The sequence below is a fragment of the Nocardia sp. NPDC127526 genome (assembly GCF_042672265.1).
Classification (GTDB): domain Bacteria; phylum Actinomycetota; class Actinomycetes; order Mycobacteriales; family Mycobacteriaceae; genus Nocardia.
In genome coordinates, this window is sequence record NZ_JBHXVO010000006.1 from 274,102 (window position 1) to 290,311 (window position 16,210).

Sequence of the window (16,210 nt, forward strand, 5' to 3'; positions counted from 1 at the left end):
GTCAGTAGTCGAGGGCGGCTTCCGGCTGGCAGCTGTCCAGGGGAGATGGCAGGTAGCGGATGATGGCGTCCAGGAGCGGGGCGATGTCATTGCTGCCGGGCGGCGCGCTGCACAGAACGGGCACGATGTCGCCGATGCGTGTGAGGTATCGGATGCGGTGATGCAAACGGCCGAGGGTGATCTCACGCGAGTCGAAGACGTTCGGGTCCGAGCTGCCCTGCTCGATCAGGGTTTTCACGAGTGCCTGGTAGCACTGCTCGGCGACTTGCCAATGGTTGCCGTAGATTTCGGCGGCCAGAGATTCGAGACCCCACATCGAGATCAGGTCGACGACGCCCTCGAATTCGGCGCCGAGTCCGAGTGGCATGTGCAGCGGCAACGGGACCGCGCCGCGAACGGCGGCGATGGCGCCGACGCACCGGTCGAAATCGGCGTCGGGGTGATCGAGGCCGGTGATCAGGCACAGTCGCGCGACTTGATGGTCGTCAGCGACTCGCAGCATCGTTTCGAGGCGCGGGGTGCCGTGGGCGGCGGCGTTCACTACCGCGATCACGCTGTCGGCCACCCGGATCGACCGTTCCAGTCCGGCGATGGGTGTATCGCTCGGCAGTTCGGCGAGACGAATCGTGTGCTCGACCTGGTTCGCCGACCAGGTGACCGTGGCTGCCGAGCCCGGCCCGGGCTCGGCGGAACCGTGGCGAAGCCGGCGGATCAGCCGGGCCGTCCCGGCGGGATCGCCGAGGAGGGTGACATTGCGGATCGACTGCGGGTCAATGGCTTTGGTGCCCATCGCGTTGCGGTACTCCAGATCGACTCGAGGAGGTCGGGGCATCCTCGATCTGGACTCACCGTACCGTCGGCCGCACGTCGGCGGAGCGGAATTCCGCCCCAAAGTAGAACGTGTTCCTATACCGTCGGGCTTGTGCAGAAAGAACAACGCCCTGCCGTGGCGGACTGGTTCACCGCGGACGATGGCGCGGTGCGGCTGAAAGGGAGTCGGTGTCGTGCCTGCAGCACACCGTATTTCCCGAAGAACACGCTGGCCTGCCGGAATCCGCGGTGCGCGGGTCCGCACGACGGCTCCGAGCTCGGCGAGTACCTGTTTTCCACGCGCGGCCGGATCTGGTCGTACACCGACGCCCGGTACAAGCCGCCGGCGCCCTATGTCTCGCCGGATCCCTTCGAGCCGTACGTGGTCGCGGCCGTGGAGCTCGAGGTCGAGCAGATGGTGATCCTCGGGCAGGTCGTGCGCGGGTACACGGTGGACGACCTGGCCGTCGGCATGCCGGTCGAATTGACCGTGGGCACGCTGTACGAGGACGACGAGGCAGAGCACACGGTGTGGATGTGGAGGCCGGTCAATGACTGACACGAATCGCGATGTCGCCGTCCTCGGTGCGGGCATGCACCAATGGGGGAAGTGGGGGCGCAATTTCGTCGAGTACGGGCTGGTCGCGGCCCGTGCGGCGCTGGCCGACGCGGGGGTGGATCACCTCGACGTCGGATACATCGCGGGCGCGGACACCATCCGCAATGGGTACCCCGGTTTCGTGTCCGGTGCGACCTTCGCTCAGGCGCTGGGTTGGTCGGGTGCGCGGATCTCGAGCAGCTACGCCGCCTGCGCCTCGGGTGCACAGGCGATTGCCAACGCCCGCGCCCAGATCCTGGCCGGATTGTGCGATGTGGCGCTGGTGGTCGGCGCGGATGCCGCCCCCAAGGGCTTCTTCCAGCCGGTCGGCGGCGAGCGCCGGGACGACCCGGACTGGCTGCGCTTCCACTTGCTCGGCGCCACCAACCCCATCTACTTCGCCCTGTACGCTCGCCGCCGCATGGCATTGCACGGCGCCACCCTCGACGATTTCGCCGCGGTCAAGGTGAAGAACGCCAGGCACGGCCTGAACAACCCGTACGCCCGCTACCGCAAGGAGGTCTCCGTCGAGGAGATCGCCGCCTCTGCGATCGTCTCGGATCCCCTACGGCTGCTCGACATCTGCGCCACCAGCGACGGCGGCGCCGCCCTGGTACTGACCTCGATGGACTACGCCCGCCACCACGGCATCACCGATCCGGTCCGCATCAGCGCCCTGTCGACGGTCACCCCGACCTTCCCCAAAACCGTCCTCGACCTCCCGGATTTCGCCACGGACTCCGCCGTGGCCGTCGAACCCCCGCCCCACACCTTCCGCTCCGCCATTGCGCACGCCGCCTACGAGGAAGCCGGCCTCGGCCCCGAAGACCTGTCCTTCGCCGAGGTCTACGACCTGTCCACCGCCTTGGAACTGGACTGGTACGAAGACATCGGTCTCTGCGAGGTAGGCGGCGCGGAAGAGTTGCTGCGCAGCGGCGCAACAACATTGGGCGGCCGAATCCCGGTCAACCCCAGCGGCGGTCTGGCCTGCTTCGGCGAGGCCATCCCCGCCCAGGCCATCGCCCAGATCTGCGAACTCACCTGGCAACTGCGCGGCCAGGCCGACGGCCGCCAGGTCGAGAATGCCCGCGCGGGCATCGCCGTGAACCAGGGCCTCTTCGGCCACGGCTCGGCGACTATCGTCACCCGCTGAACCTGTCGAGCCTGCGAGAACCCAGGTCATGCCTGGGTTCTCGGCTACCGATCGCGGCTGTGGCACGGGTGATCGCCGCCGATCCCGAATCCGTCGCGCGGGAAATCGCGGGCCTCGCCGCAACCGGGATTCCGGTTGCGGCAGCCGAGTAGACGCGGACTGTGTTGAAGGCTCAGGCGGTGCCTGTCACGGTGTGCTGTGGCGCTGCCTGAGTCCGGCGGGTGTGGCGGGCCAGGAGGTACGCGGCCGCGGCGGCGGGGAGGTTCATGAGGACGCCGTAGACGGCGCCGGGGACGGCCATGGGGTTGTTGTGCAGGACCGAGGTGGCCACGGCAATGGCGATGGCGCCGTTGTGGATGCCGATCTCCATGGCGGAGGCGATGGCTTCGTCGGTCTCGACCTTGAAGAGTTTGGGGGCGAAATAGCCCACGGTGAGGCTGATTACGGCGAAGAGCAGGCAGATCGAGGCCAGTTTGCCGATGTTCTCGGTGAGGGTGTCGAAGTTCTTGGCGACTGCGGCGGTGACCACCAGGACGAGGACCACGATGGACAGGATCTTCACGGCGCCGCGCATGCGTTCGGACCAGGCGGTGTAGCGGTGGTGGACGAACATGCCCACGGCCACCGGGATCAGCACGATCGCGAAGACCTGGGCGAACTTGTCGGGGCGCAGGCCGATCGATTCCGAATCGTCCAGGAACAGGCTGAAGGACAGGGCCACCACCAGCGGCAGGGTGAATACCGCCAGCACCGAATTCACCGCTGTGAGCGTGATATTGAGCGCAACATTGCCGCCCGCGATGTGGCTGAACAGGTTGGCCGAAGGCCCGCCGGGTGAGGCCGCGAGCAGCATCATCCCGGCCGCGAGCGCTCCATCGAGCCCGAACAGGTAGATGAGACCCAGGCAGACCGCCGGGAGCAGAATCATCTGGCAGACGAGCGCGATCACGGCTGCCTTGGGATACCGCAGCACCCGCGCGAAATCCTCGACGGTCAGCGTCAGTCCGAGCCCGAACATTATCAATGCCAGCGCAATCGGCAGCAGTACCGCGAAAATCGTTGAACCCATGTGGATCTCCTCTCACCGTGCCCCCGAACAACGCCGGCTGACGACGTTAGCCATAGGTGCGGCCGAGCGCGAGCCCGAAGAGATGGTGGCCCGGGGCGATCGGCCTGCCGTGTGGCCTGCATCACCGTGAAAAGGCTCCCTGACCTCACAAGGGGGTAGCGGAGCCTTGTGATAGCGCGGCCCTGGATAGCATCGATCGACAAACAGATCGAGGAAACCCCGAGGACTTGTGTTGACTAACGACCACCTTGACCGCTGGAACGCTCACGAGGCTTCCGCGGAGGCGATGATTCCGATTATTGGAAGGCTGTATCGCGAGAAGGGGGTGACGATTCTGCTGCACAGCCGGTCGCTGGTGAACAAGTCGGTGATCAGCATTCTGCGGACGCATCGGTTCGCGCGGCAGATCGAGGGGGAGGAGCTGTCGATCGAGGAGACGCTGCCGTTCCTCGAGGTGCTCAGCGGCCTGGATCTGGGGCCGTGCAAGATCGACCTCGGGCGGTTGGTCATGGCGTATCGCACCGATGCGCGGGGGCTGTCGGTGCCCGAGTTCACCGCCGCGGTGCTGGCGGAGGTGACCGGCGGCAACAAGGCCGAGGCGCAGGGGCCGCGGGATGTGGTGCTCTACGGGTTCGGGCGGATCGGGCGGCTGGTCGCGCGGCTGCTCATCGAGAAGACCGGGTCGGGCAATGGGCTGAACCTGCGGGCCGTGGTGGTGCGCAAGGGCGGCGAGGGCGATCTGGCCAAGCGGGCGTCGCTGCTGCGGCGGGACTCGGTGCACGGGCAGTTCAACGGGACCATCAAGGTCGACGCGGAGAACAATACGATCACCGCCAACGGCAGTGTGATCAAGTTCATCTACAGCGATGATCCGGCCGCCATCGACTACACCGAGTTCGGCATCGACAATGCGATCCTGATCGACAACACCGGCAAGTGGCGCGACCGGCAGGGGCTGTCGCAGCACCTGCGGCCGGGCATCGCCAAGGTGCTGCTCACCGCGCCCGGCAAGGGCGACGTCCCGAATATCGTGCACGGCGTCAACCACCTCGCGCTGGACCAGTCCGAGCAGATCGTGTCCTGCGCGTCCTGCACCACCAATGCCATCGTGCCGCCGCTCAAGGCGATGGATGACGAATTCGGCATTGTCCGTGGGCATGTCGAGACGGTGCACTCGTTCACCAATGATCAGAACCTGCTCGACAACTTCCACAAGGCCGACCGCCGTGGACGTTCCGCGCCGTTCAACCTGGTGCTCACCGAGACCGGCGCCGCCTCGGCGGTCGCCAAGGCCATGCCGGACTTCAAGGCCAAGATCACCGGAAACTCGATTCGCGTTCCCACGCCGGATGTTTCGGTCGCCATCCTGAACCTGCAGCTGAAGCGCGAGGTCACCACGAGCGAGGTGCTCGAGTACCTGCGCCAGGTGTCGCTGTCGGGTCCGCTGAGCCGCAACCTCGACTACACCGCGGCCACCGACGTGGTCTCGAGCGACTTCATCGGATCCCGCGCCGCGTCCATCGTCGACGCCAACGCCACCATCGTCGACGGCGACACCGCGATCCTGTACCTCTGGTACGACAACGAATTCGGCTACTCGTGCCAGGTTGTCCGCACGGTGCAGTACATCTCGGGCATCGAATACCCGACGTACCCGCGACTGGGTGCGCAGGAGGATGCCCCCGTGCTGGTCGCGGCCGACGCGTAGTTCGGACCCGGACATGTTCGGCCGTCGCGGTTTTCCGCGGCGGCCGAACGCTGTTATGCGAGTTCCTTCCGGAAGCCTTCCTGCCACGACAGTGCGAAATGCCAAGCAATACGGCCGCGAACAGTAATAATAGCCATTTGATATGGCTACTCGGGCGATGAGCAGACGGAATCGCGCCTCGATCATGGTGATCGCGGCCATGGCGCTGGGCCTGGCCGCGCCGGCGCGAGCGGTTGTCGGCGGGACGATCGTGCCGGATCCGCCACCGTGGCTGGCGGCCATCCGGCTCCCCGTCGCCGAGCCGATCCGGCCTTCGGGGCAGTTCTGTGCCGGGCAACTGGTGAGTGCCGCGACGGTGGTCACGGCGGCCCATTGTGTGCACCACTTCCGGGCCGCGCCGGAGCTGTTGCGGCTGACCTTCGGGCGTGCGGATCTGACCGCCGATGTGGGCGAGACGGTTACGGCCACGGCGATTCGCGTGCATCCCGGATACGCGGATTCAGCGTTCATTTCGCTGGAGGGGGAGTCGAATCCCGTGCACTACAACGATATTGCGATGGTCACCATCGATCCGCCGCTGCCTGAACGGGCCACGCTCGCCCTGCCCGAACGGGAGTGGACCGACCTCTACGGTCCCGGAGCCTCGGTGCTCGTCCAAGGCTGGGGCCAGACGTCCATCGGTGATCCATCCAACGATCGACTCCGTCGGACCACCGTCGCGGTCACCGACGATTCAGCCTGTGCCGCCGCCTACGGCTCGTTCTTCGATCCCGCACAGATGGTGTGCGCCGCCGCGCCCGGCCAGGACACCTGCAACTTCGACAGCGGCGGGCCCGCCATCATCCACGGCGTGCTCGCCGGGCTGGCGTCGTGGGGCAGCGGTTGTGCTCGCCCGGGATTCCCCGGCGTCTACACCCGGCTTGCCGCCTATGTGCCCTTCGTCCGGTCGTAACGTGGTCTGCATGAGTGAACGGGTGGTGGTCATCGGCGCGGATGCGGCCGGTATGGCCGCGGCATCGCAGGCGCGCCGGTTGAAGAAGGCGGACGAGCTCGAGATCGTGGTGTTCGAACGCGGTCATTTCACCTCGTATTCGGCGTGCGGGATCCCCTATTGGGTGGGCGGAGATGTGCGGGATCGAGACGAGCTCATCGCACGCACGCCCGAGGAGCATCGGGCCCGGCGGATCGATCTGCGGCTGCGGACCGAGGTGGTCGAGATCGATATCGCCGGACAGCGGGTGCGGGCTCGCGATCTGGAGACCGGCGCGGAGAGCTGGACCGGGTACGGGAAACTCGTGATCGCCACCGGGGCGACGCCGATCCGGCCGCCGCTGCCCGGAATGGACGCGGCGGGCGTGCACGGGGTGCAGACTCTCGACGACGGGCAGGCGCTCATCGACACCCTTGAGTCCACCGAGGGCCGCCGCGCGATCGTGGTGGGCGCGGGCTATATCGGGGTGGAGATGGCGGAAGCCTTCATCAACCGCGGCTACGAGGTCACCATGCTCAACCGCGGACCGGAGCCGATGTCCACCCTCGACCCGGATATGGGCGTCTTGATCCGGAAAGCCATGCAAGGCATGGGTATTCGCGTAATCGACGACGCCGAAGTGATCGAAATCCGCACCGATGACGCGAACCGAGTCCGCGCCGTCGCCACCGCCGACGCCGAATACCCCGCCGACGTGGTCGTGCTCGGCATCGGCGTCCGTCCCGCCACCGATCTCGCCCGCGCCGCCGGTCTGCCCCTGGGCGCGTCCGGCGGCCTGCTCACCGACCTCGCCATGCGCGTCCGCGGCCACGAAAACATCTGGGCCGGAGGCGATTGCGTGGAGGTGCTCGACCTGGTCTCCGGCGCGCAGCGCCACATTCCGCTGGGCACCCACGCCAATAAGCACGGTCAGATCATCGGCTCCGGCGTGGGCGGCGACTACGCCACCTTCCCCGGCGTCGTGGGCACCGCCGTCAGCAAGGTCTGTGATCTGGAAGTAGCGCGAACCGGCCTGCGCGAGAAGGACGCTCGCGCCGCCGGTCTCCAATTCGTGACCGTGGTCATCGAATCCACCAGCCGCTCCGGCTATTTTCCGGGTACAGCCCCCATGACAGTGAAAATGCTCGCCGAACGCCGCACCGGACGCCTGCTCGGCGTGCAGATCGTCGGCCGCGAAGGCGCGGGCAAACGCATCGACATCGCCGCCGTGGCCCTCACCGCCCGCATGACCGTCGAGCAGATGGTCTCTCTCGATCTCGGTTATGCCCCACCGTTTTCCCCGGTTTGGGATCCGGTTCTGGTGGCCGCCCGCAAGGCCGTGACAGCGGTCCGCCGCGACGAGCGGGGATGAATGCTATCGATCTGAGCTGAATTCTCGAGGTTTCGAGGACATCGGAAGCCGGGGACGCGATCGTGTGGGGGAAATGTTCGCAACGCCCGGTTATCCGGTGATGCAGGAGGCTCGGAATGCCCTCGTTCATGTCAGTCGTTCGCGCGATCGTGCTCGGCGCGACACTGGCCGGCAGCATTGCCTGCTCGAATACCGACGAGGGTGGGATGGTCGGCCCGGCGACCCAGGTGGGCACGACCATTCCCATGCAGGGCACGGTCCGCAAGTTCGCCGTGGACCCCGCCGCCCACGCCCTCTACGCCACTGACTTCCTCGGTCTCGTCTGGGTCATCGACACCCGGACCGACAAGGTCATCGACAAGATCGAAGTAGGCGCGGGCGCACAGGGATTGGCGCTCGACCCCGACACCCGCACCCTCTACACCGCCGACTACCAGGCGCAGACCATCTCGATCGTCAATATCGACGACAAGACCCTCACCGCCACCATCCCCATCGGCAACCGCCCGGACGTGCTCGCCCTCGACCCGGTGACCAATTCCCTGTACGTCTCGCATTTCGGCGCCGACTACCTCTCGGTGATCGATCAGGTCACCCGCACGGTCACCACCGCCATCCCCATCGGCACCTACACCGACGACATGGCCCTCGACCCCGCCGGTAACCGCCTCTACCTGGCCAACTTCGGCACCTCCCGCCTGACCGTGATCGACACCCGCACGAACACCATCACCCGCACCATCGACTGCGGCGGCCGCCCCCGCGGCGTAGCCGTGGCCCCCGCCACCCAGCGCGTCTACTGCGCCAACGACGACGGCTCGGTCACCGTGCTCGACACCTGGACCGGCCGCCTGCTCGCCACCATCCCGGTCGGCGGCACCCCCTTCCGCATGTCCGTCGACCCCGCCGCCTGCGCCCTCTACCTCACCAAGAACGACGTCCGCCCCAAGGAAGCAGGCGGCGACGGCGGCCCCGTCGTAGTGATCGACACCGACACCAACGCCGTCACCGCAACCCTCCTGGTAGGCGACAGCCCCCAAGCCGTAGCCGTCGACCCCTCATCCCACAAGGTCTACGTCAACGTCTTCCTGGCCGGGAACGTGACAGTCCTGAAACCGGGCGAAGCGGGCTGATTCGCGGCGATTGCGGATCCCGTCCGGTTCGGCCGCGCGTGTCGCCGATGCTCGAGGTTTGCTGGGTATTACTGTGCGCGAAATGCGTCGAGTGCTGCTCGTCCTGTCCGCCGTGATGGCGTTCGCGGGTGCCGTGGAGACTCCTGCCGCTGCTGATGCCGGGCGGTGGCAGCGGCAGTTGGACGGCATTGTCGCGGCGGGGGCCGCCGGGGTTCAGGCTCATGTGCACAGTCCCGGAGGGGACTGGGATGGGTCGGCGGGGGTGGAGGATATGGAATGGCTGGTGCCGGTGCTGGGGGGTGGACGGTTCCGGATCGGGAGTGTTACCAAGACCATGACCGCCACGGCACTGCTGCAGTTGGTGGGGGAGGGGCGGATCGGGCTCGACGATGCGGTCGCGGATCGATTGCCGGAATACGGGGTGGACCCTCGGATCACCGTGCGGATGGTGCTCGGGCAGACGAGCGGGCTGGCGGACTACCTCAATGGCGGGGCGGGGCATGGGCCGTTGGTGCGGGATACGCTCGCCGATATTCGGAGGGATTGGGAGCCTTCCGATTTCGTGCATTGGGCGACCGGTAAGCCGTTGCAGTTCACGCCCGGCAGCAGTTGGGCGTACTCGAATACCAATTACATTCTTGCGGGGTTGCTCATCGAGAGGGTTTCGGGGCTGCCCTACCACGCCAATATCTATGCTCGAATCACACTGCCGCTGTTGATGTTCGCCACCAGCGTTCCGCAGACGGCGGAGACCATCCTCGGGCCCAATGCTCGCGCCTATTACGACTATGGCGGTGGGGTGGTCGATGTGACCGATCAGAATCCCTCGTATGTCTGGGCCGCCGGTGGAATCGTTTCTACCGCACGGGATCTCGACACATTCCTGGCGGGACTGCTCGGCGGTCGCTTGCTGCCGCCGCACCTGCTGGACGAGATGCGTGCCGTGCGACCCGTGAACGGTTCCTACGGGTACGGGCTCGGGATCTACGAGTACTACCTCGGCGATGGGTGCGTGGCCTACGGGCACGAGGGCTACGTCAACGGGTTCAGCTCGCACGCCATGCGCAGTGCGGACGGCCGCCGGGGGATCACGCTCTCCATCACCGGTGCGTCCGGCGGCGCCGTGGATCGGATGATCCACGACGCCGTGTGCGGATAGCTAGAGGCTGGCCGCCGGTTCGGGGGCAGGGAGGCCGGCCAGGCGGTGGGGCGCCAGAAGGGCTTTCACCGTGTCGGGTTCGAGCAGGCCGAATTCCGTGGCGATTTCGCTGACGGGCTGGCCGGTCTGCAAGGCGTGCTTGGCGATCCGGGCGCTGGCCGCGTAGCCGATATGGGGGGTGAGGGCGGTGACGATGCCGATGGAGCGGTGCACGTTCTGTTCCAGCAGGTCGCGGTTGGCGGTGATGCCGGTGACGCACTTGGTGGCCAGGGTGTCGGCGGCGGCGGTCAGGTGGGCGGTGGTGCGGAGCAGGCTGTAGCCGATAATGGGCTCGAAGGCGTTGAGCTGGAACTGGCCCCCTTCGGCGGCCATGGTGACGGTGAGGTCGGCGCCGATGGCCTCGAAGGCGACCTGGTTGACGATCTCGGGGATGACCGGGTTGACCTTGCCGGGCATGATCGACGAACCGGCCTGCACCGGAGGCAGATTGATCTCGCGCAGGCCGGTGAGCGGGCCGGAGGACATCAGGCGCAGGTCATTGCAGATCTTGGAGAGCTTGACGGCGACCCGCTTGAGAATGCCGGAGACCTGGACGAAGGCGCCGCAGTCCTGGGTGGCCTCGATGAGGTTCTCGGCGGGGATCATGTGCTCGCCGGTGAGATCGCTCAGGTGGGCGCAGGCCAGCGCCGAATAGCGAGGGTGGCCATTGATTCCGGTGCCGATGGCGGTGCCGCCGAGATTGCATTCGCGCAGCAGGGCGATGCCCTCCTCGAGGCGGGCGCAGTCCTCGCGCAGCATGACCGCGAAGGTGCCGAACTCCTGACCGAGGGTCATCGGGACGGCATCCTGCAGCTGGGTGCGGCCCATCTTGATGACATCGGCGAATTCGGCCGACTTGCCCGCGAACTCATCGATCAACCGGCCGAGCGCGGCCACCAGCAGCCGAATGTGCTGAACCACAGCGAGTCTGACGGCGGTGGGGTAGACGTCGTTGGTGGACTGGCCCAGGTTCACGTGATCGAGCGGATCGAGTTCGGAGTAGGTTCCGCGCTCCAGGCCGAGCAGTTCCAGCGCCCGGTTGGCGATGACCTCGTTGGCGTTCATATTCGTCGAGGTGCCCGCGCCGCCCTGGATCGGGTCGATCGGGAACTGATCGTGCAGCGCACCGCCCCGGATCTCGGCGCAAGCCGCCTCGATGGCCTCCGCCCGGCGGGCGTCGAGCAACCCGAGGTCCCGATTGGCATGGCAGGCCGCCTGTTTCACCGCCGCCAGCGAGGCGATGAGCGCCGGATACCGCCCGATGCTGTCGCCGGAAATGGCGAAGTTGTCCAGCGCGCGGGCGGTGTGAATGCCCCAGTAGGCGGCGCGGGGCACCTCGAGCGTGCCGAGGGAATCGTTTTCGGTGCGGGTTTCTGTGGTCATCGTCGGCTCCGTGCGGTCGCGTTCAGTGTTCGTCGATGGATGGGGGGACAGGGGAATTCGAGAGTTCGCCGAGCAGATTGGTGGTCATCCACCGGCGCAGCTCGGCCGCGGGCAGCCCGAGACCGGCGAGATGGGACAGCTTGGCGAGCGCGGCCTCGCGGGTCATGTCCCCGCCGCCGATGGCGCCCGCCTCGAGCAGGGCCCGCCCGGGCTCGTACAGGCCGAGATCGACCGAGCCGCTGTCGCAATGGGTGATCACGACGACGGGCGTGCCGCGCCGGGTGGCCCGCCGGACCGCCTCGACCGTCGCGGAGCCGTGCATCGGCATGGTGCCCGCGCCGTAGCATTCGAGCACCACGCCGCCGTGATAGATGCGCAAGGCCGCGTCGAGCAGATCCGGGTCCATGCCGGGGAATGCGGTGAAAAGACCCACCGGCACCTGGGTTTCGCCGGTCCCGGACGGCATGGTGAGCGGTGGCGCGGGCGGCGTGAACTTCCGCAGGGTGGTGAACCCGTCGTAGCCGTCGCAGCTGCGCTTACTGGCCCGCACCGCGGGATGCAGCGTGGTGCCGAAGGCGATGAACGTGCCCGGATCCGGATAGGCGGCAATCGAATCCAGGGCCAGGCGCAGATTGTCCCGGGCATCGCTGCCCGCCTGCCCCAGCGGGATCTGCGCCCCGGTGAGCACCACCGGCACCGGAATATCGTGCAGGTCGAAGGCCATCCGGGCGCCGGTGTAGGCCATTGTGTCGGTGCCGTGAATGACGATCACGCCATCGGGCAGCGTCGCGCCGAGATTGGCACGCACCCGCGCGCCAATGCGGCGCGCGGTACCGCCATCCGCATTGGCGCTGTCGATGACCTGATCGAGCTCGGAATACCGGAGGGTCACGGCGGTCCCGCGATCGGCGGCGAATTCATCCACCACAGCGGCGATCTCACCGCCGATCCCGGAACGCGGGCGCAGTCCGTCGCCGAGATCGACCATCCCGAAGGTGCCCCCGGTATAGAGGATGTCGACGCGCCGCTCCGGAACCCGCTGTGCCGCGGTCATTCCCAGACCGTCGCTCATAGGCCCTTGGCCTCATCGCTCGCGCCGATGGGCGCCAGCACCTCGGGATCGAGCCGCCCGCGCACCCGGAACCAGCCCGCCACCATGGCGGCCACCACACCCAGGAACACGACCAGCGTGATCCGCCCGATCTCCTCGTCGAAGAACATCAGCACGACCACCGCGACCAGGAAGCCCAGCGTCGCGATATTCAGCACCGGCGCGAACGGCAGCCGGAATTCGGGCCGCTGGTATTCCCCGCGCTCGGCCTTGCGCACGAAGATCCAGTGGCACACCATGATCGACGCCCAGGTGCCGACGATGCCGAGGCCGGCCAGATTCAGCACGATCTCGAAAGCCTTGTGCGGCATGACCATATTCAGCACCACGCCCGCGATGCCGACCGCGCTGGTCATGAGAATGCCGCCGTAGGGCACGCCGTTGCGATTCATTCGCGCGGCGAAGCGCGGCGCGGCCCCGGCCACCGCCATGGACCGCAGCGTGCGGCCGGTCGCGTACAAACCCGCGTTCAGGCTCGACATGGCGGCGGTCAGCACCACCAGGTTCATCACATCGCCCGCGTGCGGAATGCCGATCTTGCTCATGACCGTGACGAACGGGCTCTCGTCCCCGGAGTAGGCCGTCCACGGCAGCAGCAGCGTGAACAGCACGACCGACCCGGCGTAGAACAGGATGATCCGCCACATGATGGAGTTGACGGCCTTCGGCACCACGGCGCGCGGATTGTCGGATTCGCCCGCGGCCACGCCGATCATCTCGGTGCCGCCGAAGGCGAACACCACGCCGAGCGCAATGGTCAGCATGGGCGCGAGGCCCTTCGGGAACAGGCCGCCATTGTCGGTAATGGTGGAGATGCCGGGCACATTGCCGTCGATGGCGGTGCCGGTGACGATGAAGCCGATGGCCACCAGCATGAACACCACAATGGTGCCGACCTTGATCAGGGCGAACCAGAATTCCATCTCGCCGAAGAGCCGGACCGAGACGACATTCAGCACCACCACGACCGCCAGCGCGATCAATGCGAGCACCCACTGCGGCACCGGCACGAAGAACGACCAGAAGTGCGCGTACAGCGCGACCGCGGTGATGTCGGCGACCAGGGTCGTGGACCAGTTCAGGAAGTACAGCCAGCCCACCGAGTACGCGCCGCGCTCACCGAGGAATTCGCGGGCGTAGGAGACGAACGCGCCGGAGGAGGGCCGGTACATGACCAGCTCGCCCAGCGCGCGCACCACCATGAAGGTGAAGATGCCGCAGATGATGTAGACGATGGCCAGCGACGGCCCGGCCAGCGCCATGCGGCCGCTGGCGCCGAGGAACAGGCCGGTGCCGATGGAACCGCCGATGGCGATCATCTGCATGTGCCGCTTGCGCAGGCCCTTCTGATAGCCGACGTCACCCAGGTCGACTCGGGGCGCGGGGGTGCCGGCCGCGGGCGGCGGCAGTTCTTGGTGCTGCATGGAAAACCTTCCTCGGACCCCGACAGTCCTGGTGAGCATGCGAATATGAGCGCTCAGGCAGTAAGGCTGTCAGGCTGTAAGACAGGTAGAAGGTAATCGGGATCACACCCGCTGTCAATGCCGGGGGTCCCATCCGGTGCAAGCCGGCCGTCTCACCCAGTGAAAACGCAGGCCGAGCGCTTTTGCGCCGCATCGGCCGAGTCACCATACTGGTCGCGTGACGGTCGGAGAGGGACAAGTGCAGCGCATCGGCGCTACGGAGGCGGTCTTTCGTCGACTGAAGAGCCTCATCCAGGACGGCGAATACGCCGTAGGTGACCGGCTGCCCGGCGAAATCGCCCTCGCCAAGGAATTCGGGGTCAGCCGCCCGGTGGTCCGCGAGGCCCTGCAAGCCTGCGCCATTCTCGGCCTCACCGAAACGCACACCGGCCGCGGCACCTTCGTCATCTCCGCCAAGGAGAGCGCCAAGCTGACCTTCGCCGGCATCGACGCCCGCGACCTCATCGAGGCCCGTCAGCTGGTCGAGATCCCCGCCGCCGGTTTCGCCGCCGATCGCCACTCGCCCGACCAGCTGCACCGCCTGTTCGACATCCTCGACCAGCTCGCCGCCACCACCGACGCCCACGAATGGGTCCGCCTGGACGGCGAACTGCACACCGCCATCGCCGCGGCCAGCGGCAACACCATGCTCACCTCGATGGTCGCCGACACCCGCCGCGCCCTGGACGTGCAGTCCGAATTCCTCAACCTGACCCAGGACCGCCGCGCCGACTCCGACCGCGAACACGAGGCCATCGTGCGCGCCATCGAGGCCCGCTCCGCCGAACGCGCCCGCCTCGCCATGGCCGACCACCTGGAACGCGTCGCCGAAACCATCGCCCGCATCGGCGACTGACTCACCACCCGCCCTCGAAGAGCGCCGCGAGCGCCGGGGCCGAGTCCGCCGCGGTCGTCGTATTCGCCACCGCGACAACAATCGCGGCCAGCGACAACACTGCCGAGAGGGCCCCGAACGAGCCCAGCACGCGTCTCGTTCGCGGGTCGGAGCTGCGTGCGACGCCGATCCACGACAGCACGCTCAGGCCGATGAGGACGACCGCAACGACCGCGGCGATCACGGCCATCACCACGTGATACCGGGCAAAGTCGCTGATCATCACATCGAGGGCGGGTGCGGTCGGGCCGTCCGCGGATTCGGCCAGGCCCTGCCGGACCTGATCGAGCGTCGCGGCGAGCTCGGCATCGGCCGTCCCGTCCGTCAGCATCGGCAACAGCGAGGCGAAGGGCGCCACCGCCCCCTGGATATTGGCCATGACCAGCACCACCGAGAACAGCGCGAGCACCGTCGCGACGACACCGCCCGCCCCGAGAACGGCCTTCCGTCCCGCCCCGACACCGCCTGCGCTCAGAAATGCCTTCCACAGCAGCACGCCGAGCCAGGCGAGCGCGATCAGCAGCAATGCCGCGATCACCGCTTTGACCACGTGATAGTGAAACCAGAAATCGACGACCCGCGCCAGCCCGGACGGGAATTCCGCACTGCCGGAACCCCAATACTCGACGAACGCCGCCCGGAACGAGGCCCGAATGTCCTCCTCATCGGCGAAGCCGTCCCCCGGCCCGCTCGCCGCCAACGCGCGCGGGGCGAGCACGAAGGCCGCGGCGAGCACCGCGGCCAGCGCTGCCAGCGCGGCGACCGCACGACCGGAGACCCCGGAAGACAGCGATGAAGCTGCGGGACTGGACAATTCGATTCCTCCGGCTCGCTCGACAAGATGGCCCGCTCACCATCTTCCACGGAAAGAGCCGACAGCCAAGCGATCACCGGCGCATGCTCACCGCAGGCAGGCCTGCGCGATGGAGAGGCTGTTCTCGTAGAGGTGGTGGCGGGTGATGCGGCCGTTCTCGACGGTCAGCCGGAGGGCGAAAGGGCCTTCGAAGGTCTTGCCGGTGGCGCGGACCTTGCCGGCGACGTGACCGAAGAGCGCGGCTTCGGTGCCATCGACGAGGAAGGTGTCGATGGTGGCCTCGGCCTCCTCGGGAACCACGTGGGACATCAATTCGTCGAACTGGGCGGCACATTCGGCCGCGGTGCGGCGGGGGCGGATCCAGGGGACGTTCGGATTGTCGGCCAGCACCCAGTCGACTTCATCGGCGAACAGAGCGGTCATGGCGGCGGTGTCGGCGGCGGCGCGGGCCGCGAGGAAGGCATCGACGGTGGTGCGGGTGGCCTCGGCGGCGGTCATTCGGTTCTCCTGCTCTCGCTGGCTGGTGGCACAGA

Annotated in this window: 15 protein-coding genes; 8 read left to right on the plus strand and 7 right to left on the minus strand. The window is 67.3% G+C overall.

Going from position 1 to position 16,210, the window contains the following annotated elements; all coding sequences use genetic code 11:
• Nucleotide 1 precedes the first annotated feature (1 nt).
• Complete coding sequence (locus ACFVIV_RS14405) at nt 2–790, minus strand: GTP-binding protein (protein ID WP_379196184.1); 789 nt, start codon at nt 788–790, stop codon at nt 2–4.
• Nucleotides 791–946: 156 nt separating this feature from the next.
• Here ACFVIV_RS14405 and ACFVIV_RS14410 point away from each other — a divergent pair, with 156 nt between their 5' ends.
• Both ACFVIV_RS14410 and ACFVIV_RS14415 read left to right on the plus strand, forming a co-directional pair.
• Nucleotides 947–1,369, plus strand: a complete 423-nt coding sequence (locus ACFVIV_RS14410; protein WP_379196380.1) for a Zn-ribbon domain-containing OB-fold protein — start codon at nt 947–949, stop codon at nt 1,367–1,369.
• Complete coding sequence (locus ACFVIV_RS14415) at nt 1,362–2,561, plus strand: lipid-transfer protein (protein WP_379196186.1); 1,200 nt, start codon at nt 1,362–1,364, stop codon at nt 2,559–2,561. The genes ACFVIV_RS14410 and ACFVIV_RS14415 overlap by 8 nt, the downstream gene beginning before the upstream one ends.
• A gap of 172 nt (nt 2,562–2,733) precedes the next feature.
• Here ACFVIV_RS14415 and ACFVIV_RS14420 read toward each other — a convergent pair whose 3' ends face one another.
• Complete coding sequence (locus ACFVIV_RS14420) at nt 2,734–3,630, minus strand: bile acid:sodium symporter family protein (RefSeq protein WP_379196188.1); 897 nt, start codon at nt 3,628–3,630, stop codon at nt 2,734–2,736.
• 232 nt (nt 3,631–3,862) lie between these two features.
• Between ACFVIV_RS14420 and ACFVIV_RS14425 the strand changes: the two genes are divergently transcribed.
• The 5 genes from ACFVIV_RS14425 to ACFVIV_RS14445 all read left to right on the plus strand — a co-directional run bounded on the left by ACFVIV_RS14425 (nt 3,863) and on the right by ACFVIV_RS14445 (nt 9,972).
• On the plus strand, nt 3,863–5,338 hold the full coding sequence (locus ACFVIV_RS14425; RefSeq protein WP_379196190.1) for a glyceraldehyde-3-phosphate dehydrogenase: 1,476 nt from the start codon (nt 3,863–3,865) through the stop codon (nt 5,336–5,338).
• Between the two features lie 157 nt (nt 5,339–5,495).
• On the plus strand, nt 5,496–6,290 hold the full coding sequence (locus ACFVIV_RS14430) for a S1 family peptidase (RefSeq protein WP_379196192.1): 795 nt from the start codon (nt 5,496–5,498) through the stop codon (nt 6,288–6,290).
• 10 nt (nt 6,291–6,300) lie between these two features.
• Nucleotides 6,301–7,680 (plus strand): FAD-dependent oxidoreductase, encoded by a 1,380-nt coding sequence (locus ACFVIV_RS14435; RefSeq protein ID WP_379196194.1) that lies wholly within the window; start codon nt 6,301–6,303, stop codon nt 7,678–7,680.
• Nucleotides 7,681–7,808: 128 nt separating this feature from the next.
• A complete protein-coding gene (locus ACFVIV_RS14440; RefSeq protein WP_379196196.1) occupies nt 7,809–8,813 on the plus strand; it encodes a YncE family protein in 1,005 nt (334 codons plus the stop codon).
• A gap of 82 nt (nt 8,814–8,895) precedes the next feature.
• Nucleotides 8,896–9,972 carry a serine hydrolase domain-containing protein gene (locus ACFVIV_RS14445; protein WP_379196198.1) on the plus strand — a complete coding sequence of 359 codons (1,077 nt, stop codon included), beginning with the start codon at nt 8,896–8,898 and terminating at the stop codon, nt 9,970–9,972.
• Here ACFVIV_RS14445 and ACFVIV_RS14450 read toward each other — a convergent pair whose 3' ends face one another.
• Genes ACFVIV_RS14450 through ACFVIV_RS14460 form a run of 3 tightly spaced genes read right to left on the minus strand, consistent with a single transcriptional unit; the run spans nt 9,973 to nt 13,929 of the window.
• Nucleotides 9,973–11,394, minus strand: coding sequence for an aspartate ammonia-lyase (locus tag ACFVIV_RS14450; RefSeq protein WP_379196200.1), 1,422 nt, complete (start codon nt 11,392–11,394; stop codon nt 9,973–9,975).
• A 22-nt stretch (nt 11,395–11,416) separates the two neighbouring features.
• On the minus strand, nt 11,417–12,466 hold the full coding sequence (locus tag ACFVIV_RS14455) for an asparaginase (RefSeq protein WP_379196202.1): 1,050 nt from the start codon (nt 12,464–12,466) through the stop codon (nt 11,417–11,419).
• A complete protein-coding gene (locus ACFVIV_RS14460) occupies nt 12,463–13,929 on the minus strand; it encodes an amino acid permease (protein ID WP_379196204.1) in 1,467 nt (488 codons plus the stop codon). The genes ACFVIV_RS14455 and ACFVIV_RS14460 overlap by 4 nt, the downstream gene beginning before the upstream one ends.
• A 217-nt stretch (nt 13,930–14,146) precedes the next feature.
• On the opposite strand from ACFVIV_RS14460, the gene ACFVIV_RS14465 reads away from it, so the two are divergent.
• Nucleotides 14,147–14,824: a FadR/GntR family transcriptional regulator gene (locus tag ACFVIV_RS14465; RefSeq protein ID WP_379196206.1), complete on the plus strand. Its 678-nt coding sequence runs from the start codon at nt 14,147–14,149 to the stop codon at nt 14,822–14,824.
• 1 nt (nt 14,825) lies between these two features.
• Here the strand turns inward: ACFVIV_RS14465 and ACFVIV_RS14470 are convergent, their stop codons facing one another.
• Both ACFVIV_RS14470 and ACFVIV_RS14475 read right to left on the minus strand, forming a co-directional pair.
• Complete coding sequence (locus tag ACFVIV_RS14470) at nt 14,826–15,677, minus strand: hypothetical protein (protein WP_379196208.1); 852 nt, start codon at nt 15,675–15,677, stop codon at nt 14,826–14,828.
• 87 nt (nt 15,678–15,764) lie between these two features.
• Complete coding sequence (locus ACFVIV_RS14475) at nt 15,765–16,175, minus strand: nuclear transport factor 2 family protein (protein ID WP_379196210.1); 411 nt, start codon at nt 16,173–16,175, stop codon at nt 15,765–15,767.
• Between the last annotated feature and the right edge of the window lie 35 nt (nt 16,176–16,210).

What these genes read in the sequence shown, in the direction of transcription:
- ACFVIV_RS14415 (WP_379196186.1), top strand. Translation starts at nt 1,362, where the DNA reads ATGACTGACACGAATCGCGATGTCGCCGTCCTCGGTGCGGGCATGCAC.
- ACFVIV_RS14445 (WP_379196198.1), top strand. Translation starts at nt 8,896, where the DNA reads ATGCGTCGAGTGCTGCTCGTCCTGTCCGCCGTGATGGCGTTCGCGGGT.
- ACFVIV_RS14460 (WP_379196204.1), bottom strand. Translation starts at nt 13,929, where the DNA reads ATGCAGCACCAAGAACTGCCGCCGCCCGCGGCCGGCACCCCCGCGCCC.
- ACFVIV_RS14475 (WP_379196210.1), bottom strand. Translation starts at nt 16,175, where the DNA reads ATGACCGCCGCCGAGGCCACCCGCACCACCGTCGATGCCTTCCTCGCG.
- ACFVIV_RS14430 (WP_379196192.1), top strand. Translation starts at nt 5,496, where the DNA reads ATGAGCAGACGGAATCGCGCCTCGATCATGGTGATCGCGGCCATGGCG.
- ACFVIV_RS14455 (WP_379196202.1), bottom strand. Translation starts at nt 12,466, where the DNA reads ATGAGCGACGGTCTGGGAATGACCGCGGCACAGCGGGTTCCGGAGCGG.
- ACFVIV_RS14420 (WP_379196188.1), bottom strand. Translation starts at nt 3,630, where the DNA reads ATGGGTTCAACGATTTTCGCGGTACTGCTGCCGATTGCGCTGGCATTG.
- ACFVIV_RS14440 (WP_379196196.1), top strand. Translation starts at nt 7,809, where the DNA reads ATGTCAGTCGTTCGCGCGATCGTGCTCGGCGCGACACTGGCCGGCAGC.
- ACFVIV_RS14435 (WP_379196194.1), top strand. Translation starts at nt 6,301, where the DNA reads ATGAGTGAACGGGTGGTGGTCATCGGCGCGGATGCGGCCGGTATGGCC.
- ACFVIV_RS14405 (WP_379196184.1), bottom strand. Translation starts at nt 790, where the DNA reads ATGGGCACCAAAGCCATTGACCCGCAGTCGATCCGCAATGTCACCCTC.
- ACFVIV_RS14450 (WP_379196200.1), bottom strand. Translation starts at nt 11,394, where the DNA reads ATGACCACAGAAACCCGCACCGAAAACGATTCCCTCGGCACGCTCGAG.